Annotated in this window: 13 protein-coding genes; 7 read left to right on the top strand and 6 right to left on the bottom strand. The window is 64.8% G+C overall.

Translation table 11 applies throughout. The features are described from left to right. From EJB06_RS27380 to EJB06_RS27400, 5 genes are all read right to left on the bottom strand, one after another. Window positions 1–125 (bottom strand): GTP-binding protein (locus EJB06_RS27380; protein WP_229427325.1); only part of this gene is annotated, 125 nt, incomplete at its 3' end. Between the two features lie 140 nt (window positions 126–265). Then, window positions 266–2,371 carry an elongation factor G gene (gene fusA / locus EJB06_RS27385; protein WP_126077212.1) on the bottom strand — a complete coding sequence of 702 codons (2,106 nt, stop codon included), beginning with the start codon at window positions 2,369–2,371 and terminating at the stop codon, window positions 266–268. A 114-nt stretch (window positions 2,372–2,485) separates the two neighbouring features. Next, entirely contained in the window at window positions 2,486–2,956 is a 471-nt protein-coding gene (gene rpsG, locus EJB06_RS27390) for a 30S ribosomal protein S7 (protein ID WP_025603542.1), read from the bottom strand. 128 nt (window positions 2,957–3,084) lie between these two features. Further along, entirely contained in the window at window positions 3,085–3,468 is a 384-nt protein-coding gene (gene rpsL / locus EJB06_RS27395) for a 30S ribosomal protein S12 (RefSeq protein WP_025603541.1), read from the bottom strand. 386 nt (window positions 3,469–3,854) lie between these two features. Continuing rightward, entirely contained in the window at window positions 3,855–4,598 is a 744-nt protein-coding gene (locus tag EJB06_RS27400) for a M48 family metalloprotease (protein WP_126077213.1), read from the bottom strand. A gap of 194 nt (window positions 4,599–4,792) precedes the next feature. On the opposite strand from EJB06_RS27400, the gene EJB06_RS27405 reads away from it, so the two are divergent. Further along, the gene (locus tag EJB06_RS27405) at window positions 4,793–6,607 is read left to right on the top strand and encodes a phosphoethanolamine transferase (RefSeq protein ID WP_126077214.1); all 1,815 of its coding nucleotides are present in this window, start codon (window positions 4,793–4,795) and stop codon (window positions 6,605–6,607) included. 11 nt (window positions 6,608–6,618) lie between these two features. Beyond that, on the top strand, window positions 6,619–6,906 hold the full coding sequence (locus EJB06_RS27410) for a hypothetical protein (protein WP_126077215.1): 288 nt from the start codon (window positions 6,619–6,621) through the stop codon (window positions 6,904–6,906). Here EJB06_RS27410 and EJB06_RS27415 read toward each other — a convergent pair. Beyond that, window positions 6,903–8,555 (bottom strand): MutS-related protein, encoded by a 1,653-nt coding sequence (locus EJB06_RS27415; RefSeq protein WP_126077216.1) that lies wholly within the window; start codon window positions 8,553–8,555, stop codon window positions 6,903–6,905. The two genes, EJB06_RS27410 and EJB06_RS27415, sit on opposite strands and share 4 nt — an antisense overlap. Window positions 8,556–8,776: 221 nt before the next feature. On the opposite strand from EJB06_RS27415, the gene EJB06_RS27420 reads away from it, so the two are divergent. Genes EJB06_RS27420 through EJB06_RS27440 form a run of 5 tightly spaced genes read left to right on the top strand, consistent with a single transcriptional unit; the run spans window position 8,777 to window position 14,738 of the window. Beyond that, window positions 8,777–10,045 carry an efflux RND transporter periplasmic adaptor subunit gene (locus EJB06_RS27420; protein ID WP_126077217.1) on the top strand — a complete coding sequence of 423 codons (1,269 nt, stop codon included), beginning with the start codon at window positions 8,777–8,779 and terminating at the stop codon, window positions 10,043–10,045. Window positions 10,046–10,067: 22 nt separating this feature from the next. Continuing rightward, window positions 10,068–10,790, top strand: a complete 723-nt coding sequence (locus EJB06_RS27425; RefSeq protein ID WP_126077218.1) for an ABC transporter ATP-binding protein — start codon at window positions 10,068–10,070, stop codon at window positions 10,788–10,790. Window positions 10,791–10,799: 9 nt separating this feature from the next. After that, window positions 10,800–12,113, top strand: coding sequence for an ABC transporter permease (locus EJB06_RS27430; protein WP_126077219.1), 1,314 nt, complete (start codon window positions 10,800–10,802; stop codon window positions 12,111–12,113). 17 nt (window positions 12,114–12,130) lie between these two features. Further along, window positions 12,131–13,369, top strand: a complete 1,239-nt coding sequence (locus EJB06_RS27435; protein WP_126077220.1) for an ABC transporter permease — start codon at window positions 12,131–12,133, stop codon at window positions 13,367–13,369. Between the two features lie 40 nt (window positions 13,370–13,409). After that, window positions 13,410–14,738, top strand: a complete 1,329-nt coding sequence (locus EJB06_RS27440; protein WP_126077221.1) for a sigma-54-dependent transcriptional regulator — start codon at window positions 13,410–13,412, stop codon at window positions 14,736–14,738. Window position 14,739 lies beyond the last annotated feature (1 nt).

A 14,739-nucleotide genomic window follows, 5' to 3' on the forward strand; every position in this document is an offset into this window, starting at 1 on the left:
CCGCCGAATTTCTTCGACAGAACGGTTGCGATCGCAGCCGTCAGGGTGGTCTTACCGTGGTCGACGTGACCGATGGTGCCCACGTTGACGTGCGGCTTGGTCCGTTCGAATTTACCTTTTGCCATTTTGATCTTCCTTTAAAGACTATTTTTACAATTTTTGTTTGTCGCCAGCGCAGCTTATGGCCGCGCCTGGCAAACCGATTCATTCAGCTGAGGACGGGGCAACGGCGGTGCGCCATGCCCTGTCGCGCAACGAAGCTTGATTACTTGGCCTTAGCGGTGACGATTGCGTCAGTCACATGCTTAGGCGCTTCCGAGTAGTGCTTGAATTCCATCGTGTAGGTAGCACGGCCTTGCGTTGCGGAACGCAGCGAGGTCGAGTAACCGAACATTTCGGACAGTGGCACTTCGGCTTTGATGATCTTGCCGCCGCCGCCTGGGATCTCGTCCATGCCCTGCACCATACCGCGGCGGGACGACAGGTCGCCCATCACGGTACCGGCGTAGTCTTCCGGCGTTTCCACTTCCACGGCCATCATTGGCTCCAGGATGACTGGCGATGCTTTACGGCAGCCATCCTTGAATGCCATCGAAGCGGCCATCTGGAACGCGTTTTCGTTCGAGTCCACATCGTGGTACGAACCGAAGAACAGCGTGACCTTGACGTCGACCACTGGGTAGCCAGCCATCACGCCCGAGTTCAGCGTGCCGCGCACACCCTTTTCAACCGCAGGGATGTATTCGCGTGGAACGGTACCGCCCTTGATCGCGTCGACGAATTCGAAACCTTTACCGGCTTCTTGCGGCTCGATCTTCAGGACAACGTGACCGTACTGACCACGACCGCCCGACTGCTTGACGAACTTGCCTTCGGACTCTTCGCAGGTCTTGCGGATCGTTTCGCGGTAAGCCACTTGTGGCTTGCCGACGGTCGCTTCGACGCCGAATTCGCGCTTCATGCGGTCGACGATAATTTCCAGGTGCAATTCGCCCATACCACCGATGATGGTCTGGCCCGACTCTTCGTCGGTCTTCACGCGGAACGAAGGATCTTCCTGCGCCAGGCGGTTCAGCGCCAGGCCCATTTTTTCCTGGTCGGCCTTGGTTTTCGGCTCGACTGCCTGCTGGATCACAGGCTCAGGGAAGACCATTTTTTCCAGGGTGATGATGGCCGATGGATCGCACAGGGTTTCGCCCGTGGTTGCATCTTTCAGGCCAACGGCGGCGGCGATGTCGCCGGCGCGCACTTCCTTGATTTCTTCGCGCTGATTCGCGTGCATCTGCAGAATACGGCCAAGACGCTCTTTCTTGTTCTTGATCGGATTGAAGACGGTATCGCCCGAATTGATCATGCCCGAGTAGACGCGGAAGAAGATCAGCTGGCCCACGAACGGGTCGGTCATGATCTTGAATGCCAGCGCCGAGAATTTCTCGTCGTCCGACGCTTTACGCGTGGTTGGCTGGTCGTCTTCGTCCATGCCGCCGACTGGTGGAATGTCGATTGGCGATGGCAGGTATTCGATCACGCCGTCGAGCATGGCTTGCACGCCCTTGTTCTTGAACGCGGTGCCGCACATCATCGGAACGATTTCCGAGGCGATGGTACGCTGACGCAGGGCGGTCTTGATCTCTTCTTCCGACAGATCGCCTTCTTCCAGGTACTTGTTCATCAGTTCGTCGTTCGCTTCAGCAGCGGTTTCGACCAGCTTCAGACGCCACTCGGCGGCCTGCTCCTGCAGTTCCGCAGGAATGTCGCGGTAGTCGAACTTCATGCCCTGCGACGCGTCGTCCCAGTAGATGGCTTTCATCTTGACCAGATCGACCACGCCCTTGAAGTTGTCTTCGGCGCCGATAGGAATCTGCAGCGGAATCGGGTTCGCCTTCAGGCGAGCGCGCATCTGCTCGTAGACCTTGAAGAAGTTGGCGCCGGTACGGTCCATCTTGTTCACGAAGGCCAGACGTGGCACTTTGTATTTGTTAGCCTGACGCCATACGGTTTCCGACTGTGGCTGAACACCGCCCACTGCGCAGTAAACCATGCAAGCACCGTCGAGCACGCGCATCGAGCGTTCAACTTCAATGGTGAAGTCGACGTGGCCCGGGGTGTCGATGATGTTGATGTGGTGCTCAGGGAAGTTGTTAGCCATCCCTTTCCAGAAGCAGGTCGTTGCAGCCGAGGTAATCGTGATACCGCGTTCCTGCTCTTGCTCCATCCAGTCCATGGTGGCCGCGCCATCATGCACTTCGCCGATCTTGTGGTTCACGCCCGTGTAGAACAGGACGCGCTCGGTCGTGGTGGTCTTGCCAGCATCGATGTGAGCCGAGATACCGATGTTGCGGTAGCGCTCAATGGGGGTCTTGCGTGCCATAATTATTCCTAAATCTTTTAATGGACAAAACCGAGCGGCATTTTGTGAACAAAATGAGCCCGGCCTCGAACAACAGATACATGGCCGCACCCCTTTCGGGATGGGGCCAATTGATTAGAAGCGGAAATGCGAGAACGCTTTGTTCGCTTCTGCCATGCGGTGAACTTCGTCCCGCTTCTTCATAGCACCACCGCGCATTTCAGCGGCTTCCATCAGCTCACCACCGAGGCGTTGCGGCATGGATTTTTCGCTGCGCTTGTTTGCGGCTTCGCGCAACCAACGCATGGACAGCGCCATACGACGAACCGGACGAACTTCAACTGGCACCTGGTAGTTGGCGCCACCGACACGGCGGGATTTTACCTCAACCATCGGTTTGGCATTGTTGATCGCGGTTGCAAACACTTCGAGCGGGTCCTTGCCGGACTTTTGCTTGATGTGCTCAAATGCACCGTAAATGATGTTTTCTGCAACGGACTTCTTGCCCGACAGCATCAGAACGTTGACGAATTTGGCGACATCGGTGTTGCCGAATTTTGGATCTGGCAAGATTTCGCGCTTGGGTACTTCACGACGACGTGGCATTTCAATTCCTTCCTATCTTCAGTTGAGTGGGCTGGGCTCACTCGCGGAGGGTCATCATAACCATCCACTTACTCGACCATGACGGTCGGTTCAACTCGTTAAATTTCTAAGTAAAGCGGGGCGAAAAATTACTTCTTGCCAGCTTTAGCGCGCTTCGTACCATACTTGGAACGAGCTTGCTTACGGTCTTTGACGCCCTGGGTATCCAGTGCACCGCGAACCATGTGGTAACGCACACCCGGCAAATCCTTCACACGGCCGCCGCGCAGCAGCACGACACTGTGTTCTTGCAGGTTGTGGCCTTCACCGCCGATGTACGAAATGACTTCGAAACCGTTGGTCAGGCGAACTTTGGCGACTTTACGCAGAGCCGAGTTTGGCTTCTTTGGGGTCGTCGTGTACACACGGGTGCAAACACCACGTTTTTGCGGGCTGTTTTCCAGCGCCGGCGATTTGCTTTTCACGGTCAGGGCGACGCGTGGATTGCGAATCAGTTGATTGATGGTTGGCATCGTTATAAATCCAACAAAATTACAACATGAATAACCCGGACAAACTGTCCGGGGACTAAAACGGAGTCCCGAGGACCGCACAAGGGAGGCACCGACAGCCACTCGCGAAGGAGCGGCGCTGAATGCGTAAACAGTGTGCAGAATAAAATCGAGAACTCGCGAGTATAGGCGCGATGAGGCAGGCAGTCAAACAGTTTAACGTCTGGCAAGGCGAAAGTCGGGCGATCGCGCCATGCGGGACGGGGGGTGTGGCGGGGGCGAGACAGTGATTCTTCCGCCCTGGCCCTTGACACGTCGTCCCCGCGCAGGCGGGGACCCAAGTTGTTTGCGTCGTCGATGACGTTGCGAACTCGGGTCCCCGGCTGCGCGGGGACGGCGGGGGGCGCTTACAGCTTGTCGGCGGCCGCCTTCATGCGGTCGGCGCGCGCGTTCGCACCCGGATGGCTGGCCATCATGCTGCCTTCGCCCGATCCCTTGGCCGCCAGCTTGCGGAACGCCGATTCCATGGCGCGCACGTCGTACTTGTGCTTCTGCATGAACTTGAAGCCATAGTCATCCGACGCGGTCTCGTCCGACTGCGAGAACTGGGCATTGCCGAACGCCTTGATGGTTTCCTCATTGGCGGCGACCATGCCGCCCACCTGGCTGCCGCTCGCGCCCGCCGCCTTGGTGCCGGCCGACAGCAGCAGCGCCTTTTTCATCTGCGAGGCCGAGTGACCCAGCTTGGCATGGCCGATTTCGTGGCCGATCACGCCGCGCAGTTCGTCGTCGCTCATCAGGTCCATCAGACCCGAGTAAATGCGGATGCTGCCGTCCGGGGTGGCGAAGGCATTGATCTCGTCGGACTGGTAGACCGCGAAATTGAGCTTCAGGCCGTCTTCGTTTTCCAGGCCCTTGGTCAGCATCGCCAGGCGCTTGGCGTACTTGCTGCCGGCCGGCGCGACTTTTTCTTCCTTGTCCATCTGGCGCATCATCAGGCGCGATCCTTCGATCACATCCTTGTCGCTGACGGTCGCGGCCTTGGCCAGGTCCTTGCCGGCGCCCAGCATGCCGCCGAGGTCGATCGCCGAGGCGGCACCCGTGCTCAGGATAAACATGGTCAGCGCGGCAATACGGAGTGTGTTTTTCATGGAGTTGTTCTCGATCAGGTTATTAGTATTAAAACATTGCCATTGTAGCAGCACTGTGCATCAGCCATTGCATGCCAAACCAAATCATTGCATCCGCCACAACATTCCCGCCCTGGCCAGGCGCGTCGAATATTTGGCTATGAGAACTAAAAACCCGGGATAATGCCCCATTTTGCCGGTTCACTATTTCCCTGATGCGACACCTGCTGCGCCCCGCCCCGCTTTACCTGCTGCTGACCTACGCGGCGCTGTCGGCCATCCCCTTCTTCCCCATGCTGCTCGGCAAGCGGCTCGACCGACCCTGGCAGGTGTTCGGCATCGAAGCGGTGGCCTGGGTGGCGGTATGGGCCCTGTTCAAGCGTCCGGCCTGGTTCCATTGGCTGCTGATTCCCGCCTTCCTGGCGCTGCCGACCGAAATCTACCTGTTCAGCTTCTACGGGCAGAGCATGTCGACCCACCACCTCGGCATCATTGCCGAAACCAGCCCCAAGGAAGCGCTGGAGTTTCTGGGCGCGACGGTGTGGCTGATGCTGGCCGTCATGGCCGCCGTCATCGCCTGGTGGCTCACCAGCTTCCGGGCGGCGCGCCGCGCGCGCGAACTCGACTGGGACGACGGCTCGCGCTGGCTGACCCTGGGCCTGCTGGCCATCGGCGCCGGCCTGTGGGCCTACGGCCATGAGTTCGGGGTGGCGCCGCGCCCCGCCGCCGCCTCATCGGCCAAAGCCGCCGCCAGCGCCGCCAAGCCCGCTGCGGGCGCCGCCTACACCGGCTTGCGCGCCCCGCCCCTGCCGCGCTGGGCCGTGCTGCCGCTCGAATTCGACGCCTTCGCGCAAACCTGGCCCTTCGGCATCACCGCACGCGGGGTCGACTTCTATAAGGAGCGCAAGCACCTGGCCCAGCTGGTCCGGCGCAACAGCCACTTCAGCTTCGGCGCGCGCCAGGCCACGCCCGACGCCGAGCCCGAAATCGTGGTGATGGTGCTCGGCGAATCGTCGCGCTTCGACCGCTGGAGCCTGAACGGCTACGCGCGCGAGACCAATCCCCTGCTCGCCAAGGAAGCCAACCTGGTCACCCTGCCGGACGTGGTCACCTCGGTCTCGGCCACGCGCCTGTCGGTCCCGGTGATCATCTCGCGCAAGCCGGCCATGCAGAGCCTCAAGGACGGCTTCGCCGAAAAATCCTTCCTGACCGCCTACAAGGAAGCCGGCTTCAAGACCTGGTGGCTGTCGAACCAGATCTCGTTCGGGGAATTCGACACGCCGGTGTCGGTGTTTGCAAAGGAAGCGGACGTGATCCAGTTCCTCAACCTGGGCGGCTTTACCAACAGTTCGAATTTCGACGAGATCCTGTTCGACCCGCTGCGCATCGCCATCGCCGACCCGGCCCCGAAAAAGCTGATCGTGCTGCACTCGCTGGGCAGCCACTGGAACTACAGCCAGCGCTATCCCAAGCAGTTCGACCGCTGGCAGCCATCGCTGTTCGGCATCGACAAGCCGGTCTACAGCGATCCGGCGCTCAAGGCGCAGCTCAATAACAGCTACGACAGCAGCATCCTGTATACCGACTGGTTCCTGGCCAATGTGATCGGCCAGCTCAAAGGGTCGCAGCAGCGCAGCGCCATGCTGTACGTGTCCGACCACGGCCAATCGCTGTACGACAAGAGCTGCAAGCTGGCCTTCCACGGCCACAATACCCAGTTCGACTTCCACGTGCCGGCCCTGCTCTGGTATTCGGAACAGTACCGGGCCCGCTATCCGGCCAAGGTGGAACAGCTGCAGCGCCACCGGGACGCGCGCCTGGCGACCGAGAACATGTTCCACACCGTGCTCGACCTGGCCGACATCCGCTACCCCGGCGAGCGCCTGGAACGCAGCTTCGTGAACCCCGGCTTCCGGGAGCACAAGCGCTACGTCGACAGCTACGGCTGGAGCGACTACGACAACGCCGCCTTCAAGGGCGACTGCCGCGAAGTGATCGACAAGGGCACGCCGCTCAAGCGCGAAAAATAAGGAAAAACATCGTGAGCAAATACATCGAAACCGGATTCACACTGCTGTTGTGGTACCTCGCCGCGACCTTCATCGCCACCCAGCTCTGGCTGGTGCTGGAAGCGCCGCACGCCCACGCGCCGGGCGGCCTGTTCATGGTGCTCTCGCCGCTCGGACCGGTGGTCTGGATCAAGGCGATCCTGGAAGGGCGCGCCTCGGCGGCGAACGTCATCGCGCTGCTGATCGTGGCGGCGGCGCTGGCCGCGGGAACCTGGCATTCGCTGCGCAAACGCGATCGCGATCGCGATCGCGATCATTAACGGGACCCGGTCCGGATCCCGAAGGCGCCGGCATCGCTCGCCGGCGCGCGAGCCAGCACCCCGTCGCAGTCGCCCGGGTGCGCCAGATAGCCATTGAGCCAGTCGAACACCCTGTCCGCGCGCTCTTCGACGGCGCGGCCGAAACCGCGCTGCGCCAGCAGGGCGATGCCGTTGGTATGCGCCAGCACGCCCGCTTCCAGCGCCAGCCGGCCGCCGGCGTCGAGGCGCACGCACAGGGGCGCGAGCCGGTGCGCCAGCAGCGACGCCAGCACCAGGTTGTGCGACGACACGATCACCAGCCCTTTGGCCGCCAGCACATCGAGCACCGAGGCCGCCGCCGACACCGATTCGAGGTGATTCGTCCCCCTGAAAATCTCGTCGATGATGCAGATGCCCGGATGCGGCCCGTCGGCCGCCGCCAGCAGTTCCTGCGCGCGCCGCAGTTCGGCCATGTACAGGCTCTCGCCGCCGAACAGCGAATCCTCGCTCTGCATGCTGGTGTAGACCGGCAGGTCCGGCACGCTGGCCCGGCGCGCATAGCAAAAGCCGAATGCGCGCGCCGTCGCCAGGTTCAGGCCCACGGTGCGCAGCAAGGTGCTCTTGCCGATCCCGTTCTGGCCCGAGATGAAGGCCCCGCCGCCATCGAGCACGACCGACAGCGCCTGCGCCTGCGGCAGCAGCGGATGCACGGTCGCTTCCAGCGCCAGCGCGTTGCGCGCATGCCGTTCGGCCCAGCACAGCGCCGGTGCGCCGAGCAGATGGCGCGCCAGGGCGATATCGGCTTCCAGCTCGCCCACCCGCGCAAGGCAGGCGCGCAAGAAGTCCAGATGGCCGTGCACCAGGCGCACGCCCTTGAAGTAATGGTTCACGTTATCGAGCATGAACCAGTCCAGGTAGACGCTCGCGCCGGGCGTCATCCGCACCAGCGGCGCGCGCGAAAGCTGGCGATTGAGCTTGCCGGCCGCCGCCGCCGCGCCGGCGAAGGGCTGCAGCGGCGCGTCGCCGCGCGCGCCGAGGATGCTCGACACCCGCAGCAGCATCTGCAGCGCGTTCATCGAGCGCTGCCACGCTTCCACCCTCTCGTGGTAGCGCATCTGGGTGCTCATTAACAGGTAGGCGACCGCGCCGGTGGCCAGCCACGCGGCCGGCGTGACGATGACGGCCGCGATCGATGCCAGCAGCAGGATCGGCAGCGGCCAGGTCTTGCCCACCCACCAGGGCAGGGGCGGGGCGGCGTCTTCGAACAGCAGGGTGGCGATCTCCTTGTCCGCATGGCGCAGCGACGTGCAGTCGCGGTGCAGCGCGGCCAGGCGCGCCGGGTCGCGCATCAAGCCGCGCACCCGCTCGCCCACCGCGGCGCAGGCGCCATCGTCCAGCCCCGCGCGCAGGCGCTTGTACAGCACCTGCTGGCCGAAGATGCTCGTTTCAGCGGACAAGTGCGCGCGGTAGGTATCGAGCAGCAGGTCCTTCCAGGTAGCGTCGTCGAGCGCGCCGCGCGCCGGATCGGGACAGAGCCGGTGCAGCTGCGCCACGTCGCTCTCCACGAAACCGTAATCGACCGGCTCCCTGTCGGGAATGATCAGGAAAGCGCGCGCATGGGTGGCTACCTGCGCCCACAGGGCGGACAACGTCGAGACGAACGCGGACATACTGCCTTTCTGGCCTGTGGCCGCGCCCCTCGCGCAGCCTGCCTGCAAGATGTGGATTAATTGACAAAACGCAAGTGTGCGCTGTCCGCTCGCTGTCCATACGCGCCGTCCGGACGGCGCGGACAGTCCTGCGCCGGCGCCGAACCTGATACGAATCAAGGACTTAGCCTGTGGCACGCTTCCTGCATTGGTGTGGCTATCTTTTGTTCAAGCAAACCAACATGATCCGAGACACTTCTTCCCAGGACGCCACCATCAGCGCACCGCCCGCGCACAAGGCCAGGCGCCGCCTGCTTGGCGCCGTGCTGGCGGCGGGCGCGCTGGGCGGCGCGGCGCTGCTGCTGTCCGCCTGGCGCGGCAGCGAACACGCGGTCAGCGCGGCGCGCCTGCGCGTGGCCGAGGTCACGCGCGGCACCCTGGTGCGCGACGCCTCCGTCAACGGCCGCGTGGTGGCCGCCGTCAGCCCCACCCTGTACGCCACCGCGCCGGCCACGGTCACGCTCAAGGTGGCCGCCGGCGACACCGTCAAGAAGGGCCAGATCCTCGCTTTGCTCGAATCGCCCGACCTGTCGGACGCGCTCAAACGCGAGCAATCGAGCTACCAGCAGCTGGAAGCGGAAGTGGCGCGCCAGCGCATCCTGGCCAAAAAGCAGAAGCTGCTGGCCCAGCGCGAAGCCGACACCGCCGAAATCGAGCGCCTCTCGGCCCAGCGCACGCTGGAGCGTTACGACAGCGTGGTCCAGGAAGGCATCATCGCCAAGATCGACTACCAGAAGGCCAAAGACGCGCTCAATTCGGCCGGCATCCGCGCGCGCCATGCCGCGCAGGCGGCCACGCTGGAAGGCGACGACGTCGGCCTGGCCCTGCAGACCAAGGTGGCCGAACTCGACCGCCAGCGCCTGTCGATGGCCAACGCCCAGCGCCGCGTGGACGAACTGTCGGTGCGCGCGCCGGTCGACGGCTTCATCGGCACGCTGTCGGTGCAGAACCGCAGCGTGGTGGCGGCCAACGCGGCGCTCATGACGCTGGTCGACCTGTCGCGCCTCGAAGTCGAACTCGAAGTCCCGGAAACCTATGTCGACGACATGGGCCTGGGCATGCGCGCCGAGATCGCGCTCGGCAACGCCACCGCCAGCGGCACGCTGTCGGCGCTCTCGCCCGAAGTGGTCAAGAACCAGGTGCTGGCGCGGGTGCGCTTCGACGGCGCCCAGCCCAAGGGACTGCGCCAGAGCCAGCGCGTCAGCGCGCGCCTGCTGATCGAAGAAAAACGCGACGTCGTCCTGCTGCCGCGCGGCCCCTTCGTCGAGAGCGAGGGCGGACGCTTCGCCTACGTGGTGCAGGGCGGCGAGGCCGTGCGCACCCCGATCGCCCTGGGCGCGACCAGCGTGTCCTCGGTCGAAATCCTGAGCGGCCTGAAAGCGGGCGACCAGGTCGTCGTCGCCGGCACCGACAGCTTCGCCAACGCGGCCCGCGTCTCCATCCATCGATAGCATTCCAACGAAAGGACCATCCATGCTGCGCATGACCAATCTGAGCAAGGTGTACCGCACCCACATGATCGAAACGCACGCGCTGCGCGGCTTCGAGATCCACGTCAGGCAGGGCGAATTCGTCACCGTCACCGGCCCTTCCGGCTCGGGCAAGACCAGCTTCCTGAACATCGCCGGCCTGCTCGAAGAATTTACCGACGGCGAGTATGTGCTCGACGGCGTCAACGTCAAGGGCATGGACGACAACGCCCGCTCGCGCCTGCGCAACGAAAAACTGGGCTTCATCTTCCAGGGCTTCAACCTGATTCCCGACCTGTCCCTGTTCGACAACGTCGACGTGCCGCTGCGCTACCGCGGCTTCAACGCCGCCGAGCGCAAGGAGCGCATCGAAGACGCCCTGTCCAAGGTCGGCCTGGCCTCGCGCATGAAGCACTATCCGGCCGAACTGTCGGGCGGCCAGCAGCAGCGCGTGGCGATCGCGCGCGCGCTGGCCGGCTCGCCCAAGCTGCTGCTGGCCGACGAACCGACCGGCAACCTGGACACGCAAATGGCGCGCGGCGTGATGGAGCTGCTCGAAGACATCAACGCCCAGGGCACCACCATCCTGATGGTCACGCACGATCCCGAGCTGGCGGTGCGCGCCCAGCGCAATGTGCACATCATCGACGGCCAGGTGTCGGACCTGGTGCGCAAGGGCCCCACCCTGGCCGGCGCCAGCGCCAGCGCATCCGGCCAGGCCGCATAAGGAGCGCCCATGTTCTCGTACTACTTCAAGCTGGGCGTGCGCAGCCTGCGCCGCAATCCGGCCCTGACCGCGCTGATGGTGCTGACCCTGGCCATCGGCGTGGCGGCCAGCGTGTCGACCCTGACCATCCTGCACGTCATGTCGAGCAATCCGATTCCGCACAAGAGCGAGCGCCTGTTCGTGCCGAGGATCGACAACGGCCTGCTCGAGACCTTCAAGCCGCATGAAGACGACCGCTTCGACCCGCAGTCGACCTACCCCGACGCCATGAACTTCCTGCGCGACGGGCATGGCGAACGGCGCACCGTGCTGTATGGCGTGTCGGCCCCGCTGGAGCCGGTGCGCAAGGACTTGCCGGTCATGTCGGTCACCGGCCTGGCCCTGACGCGCGACTTCTTCGCGATGATGGATGTGCCCTTCCTGCACGGGCAGCCGTGGAGCGACGCCGACGAACGGGCCGGCGCCGAAGTGGTGGTCTTAAGCCGCGACCTGGCCGAAAAGCTGTTCGGCGCGGACAACCCGGTCGGCAAGCGCATCCGCCTGATGGACAAGCAGTTCCAGGTGGTGGGCGTGCGCAAGCCGTGGCGGCCGGTACCCAAATTCTACAAGCTGATCGGCGGTGGCGCGTTCACCCAGGAAGACGAGATCATGATCCCGTTCGCCACCGCGATCCGGCTCGAAGCGAATCCGGAAGGCAGCATCAGCTGCCAGGGCAAGACCGAACCTGGCTGGCAGGGTTTCCTGCGCTCCGAATGCACCTGGCTGCAGGTGTTCTTCGAAACCAGAACCGCCGCCGGACGCGCCGAACTGCAGGAATACCTGGACAACTACGCCGACGCGCAGCGCAGGCTGGGGCGCCTGAAACGCAAGCAGCCGAACCAGCTGTTCGACGTGATGCAGTGGCTGGAACACCGCAAGGTGGTCGGCAACGACAGCCGCCTGGCGGCCTGGCTGGCGTTCGGCTTCCTGCTGCTTTGCCTGGTCAACACCGTGGGCCTGCTGCTGGCCAAATTCTCGGTGCGCGCCTCCGAAGTCGGCATCCGGCGCGCGCTGGGCGCCTCGCGCAAGGAGATCTTCCGCCAGTTCCTGACCGAGACGGCGGTGGTCGGCCTGGCCGGCGGCCTGCTCGGCCTGTTGCTGGCCTGGGGCGCCCTGGCCCTGATCCGCCTGCAATCGGAGCAGTTGCGCATCGTCGCCCACATGGATTGGCAGATGCTGGGCGCGACCTTCCTGCTGGCGCTGGGCGCCGCCATGCTGGCCGGCCTGCTGCCGACCTGGCGCGCCTGCCAGGTCACGCCGGCCATCCAACTCAAATCGCAATAACCTTCGAAAGGCACGGCATGGAAATCCGTCCCATCCTCTCCGCGCTCCTGCGCAGCAAGACCGGCGCCATCCTGGTGGCGCTGCAAGTGGCGATCAGCCTGGCGATCCTGACCAACGCGCTGCATATCGTCGGCGTGCGCCAGGCCGTGGCGGCACGCCCGACCGGCATCGCCGGCGAGAACAGCGTGTTCTATATCCGGGTACGCCACCTGGTCGAAGGCAGCCACCAGCAGCAGATCGCGCGCCAGCAGTCCGAAACGCAGGCCCTGCGCGCCATCGGCGGCGTGGCCTCGGCCGCCTTTGCCAGCCAGGCGCCGATTTCGCGCTCCGGCTGGACCACCTCCCTGGCGGCGACGCGCACGCCGGGCGCCGACACCTCGCCCGGCGCCATGTACTACTCGAGCGATTCGCTGGTCGACACCTGGGGCCTGAAGCTGGTGCAAGGGCGCGACCTGCGTCCGGACGACGTGGTCGACATCGACGGCAAGACCTCGCCCGAGGAACTGTTCCCCAAATCGGTGCTGATGACCAGGGCGCTGGCCGGCAAGCTGTGGCCCGGCGCGGCCGGGGTGCTCGGCAAGACCGTCTACTTCGGCACCAGCCCGGATGGCAACGCCGCCACCGTGGTCGGGGTCATCGACACGCTGCAGACCCAGAACGGCGAACTGGCCGCGCGCGGCGACTATGCGCTGATCGTGCCGATCCGCCAGTCATTCAGCCCGGCGATGTACACGGTGCGCGCCGAAGCCGGCCAGCTGGACCGGGTCATGAAGGAGGCCGAAGCGACGCTGCGCGCCAGCAACCAGGGGCGCGCGATCATCACCATGCAGACGGCGGCGGCCGACCGCAAGGAACGCTACCGGGCCGACATGGCGCTGTCGTGGATGCTGATCGCGGTCAGCGTGCTGCTGCTGCTGATCACCGCCAGCGGCATCGTCGGCATGGCCAGCCTGTGGGTCACGCAGCGCCGCAAGCAGATCGGCGTGCGCCGCGCCCTTGGCGCCCGCCGCACCGACATCCTGCGCTACTTCATCACCGAGAATTTCATGATCACCAGCGTCGGGGTGCTGTGCGGGGTGGCGCTGTCGGTGGCGCTGAACCAGCTGCTGGTCAGCCGGCTGGAGATGGCGCGCCTGCCGCTGGCCTACCTGGCGGTGGGAGCCGGCGTGTTCTGGGCGCTCGGCGTGGCGGCGGTGTACGGGCCGGCCTGGCGCGCCGCCTCGATCTCGCCGGCCACCGCGACGCGCAGTGCCTGAGCCGCTTCCCGGCCCGGGTTCCGATGGTATGCTAGCGCCCATGCCTACTGTACTGATCATCGACGACAACGCCGCCGTCGCCATCGCACTCGATGTCCTGTTTTCGCTGCACGACATCGGCGCGCTGCGCGCCACCTCGCCCGAAGAAGGCCTGGCCATCCTGGAACGCACGAGCGTGGACCTGGTCATCCAGGACATGAATTTTTCGGCCGACACCACCTCGGGCGAGGAAGGCACGGCCCTGTTCCGCGAGATCCGCCGGCGCCACCCGGACCTGCCGGTGATCCTGCTGACCGCCTGGACCCACCTGGATGCGGCGGTCGAGCTGGTCAAGTCGGGCGCGGCCGATTACCTGTCCAAACCCTGGAACGACAACCGCCTGATCGCGACCGTGACCAACCTGGTCGAACTGGGCCAGGCCAACCGCGCGCTGCGCCAGCGCGTGCAGCAGGAGCGGCGCGTGCGGCGCGACCTGGAACAGGGCTTCGACCTGCGCGGCATGGTGTGGCAGGACGCCGCCACCGAACGCATCCTGCACCTGGCCTGCCAGGTGGCGCGGGCCGACGTGCCGGTGCTGATCAGTGGCCCCAACGGCACCGGCAAGGAGCGCATCGCCGAGATCATCCAGGCCAATTCGCTGGTGGCCGACGGCCCCTTCGTGGTGCTCAACTGCGGCGCGCTGCCGGCCGAACTGATCGAGGCCGAACTGTTCGGCGCCGAAGCGGGCGCCTACACCGGCGCCTCGCGCGCGCGCGAAGGCAAGTTCGAAGCGGCCGACGGCGGCACCCTGTTCCTGGACGAAATCGGCAACCTGCCGCTGGCCGGCCAGATGAAACTGCTGCGCGTGCTGGAGACCGGACGCTTCGAGCGCCTCGGCTCGAACCGCGAGCGCCAGGTCAAGGTGCGCGTGATCAGCGCCACCAACGCCGACCTGGGCGCGATGATCCGCGCCGGCACCTTTCGCGAAGACCTGTTCTACCGCCTCAACGTGATCGAACTGCGCCTGCCGGCGCTGGCGGCGCGTCCGGCCGACATTTTGCCGCTGGCGGCCAGTTTTCTGGCGCGCGGCAAAAGCCTGCACCACTGCGCCCAGGCCGCGCTGCTGGCGCACGCCTGGCCAGGCAATGTGCGCGAACTCAAGAACGTGATGGCGCGCGCCAGCCTGCTGGCCGCCGGCGACGTCATCAAGGCGGGCGACCTGGGGCTGCCGGTCACGCTGGCCGCCAGCGTCGAAGTGGAGCCGGACCGCGACGCCATCGTGCAGGCCATGGCGCGCGCGGGCGGCGTGGTGGCGCAGGCCGCGGCCGACCTGGGCCTGTCGCGCCAGGCGCTGTACCGGCGCATGGAGCGGCTCGGGATCGCGCGCTAGC

The organism is Massilia atriviolacea, from assembly GCF_003953935.1.
GTDB lineage: Bacteria > Pseudomonadota > Gammaproteobacteria > Burkholderiales > Burkholderiaceae_D > Telluria_A > Telluria_A atriviolacea.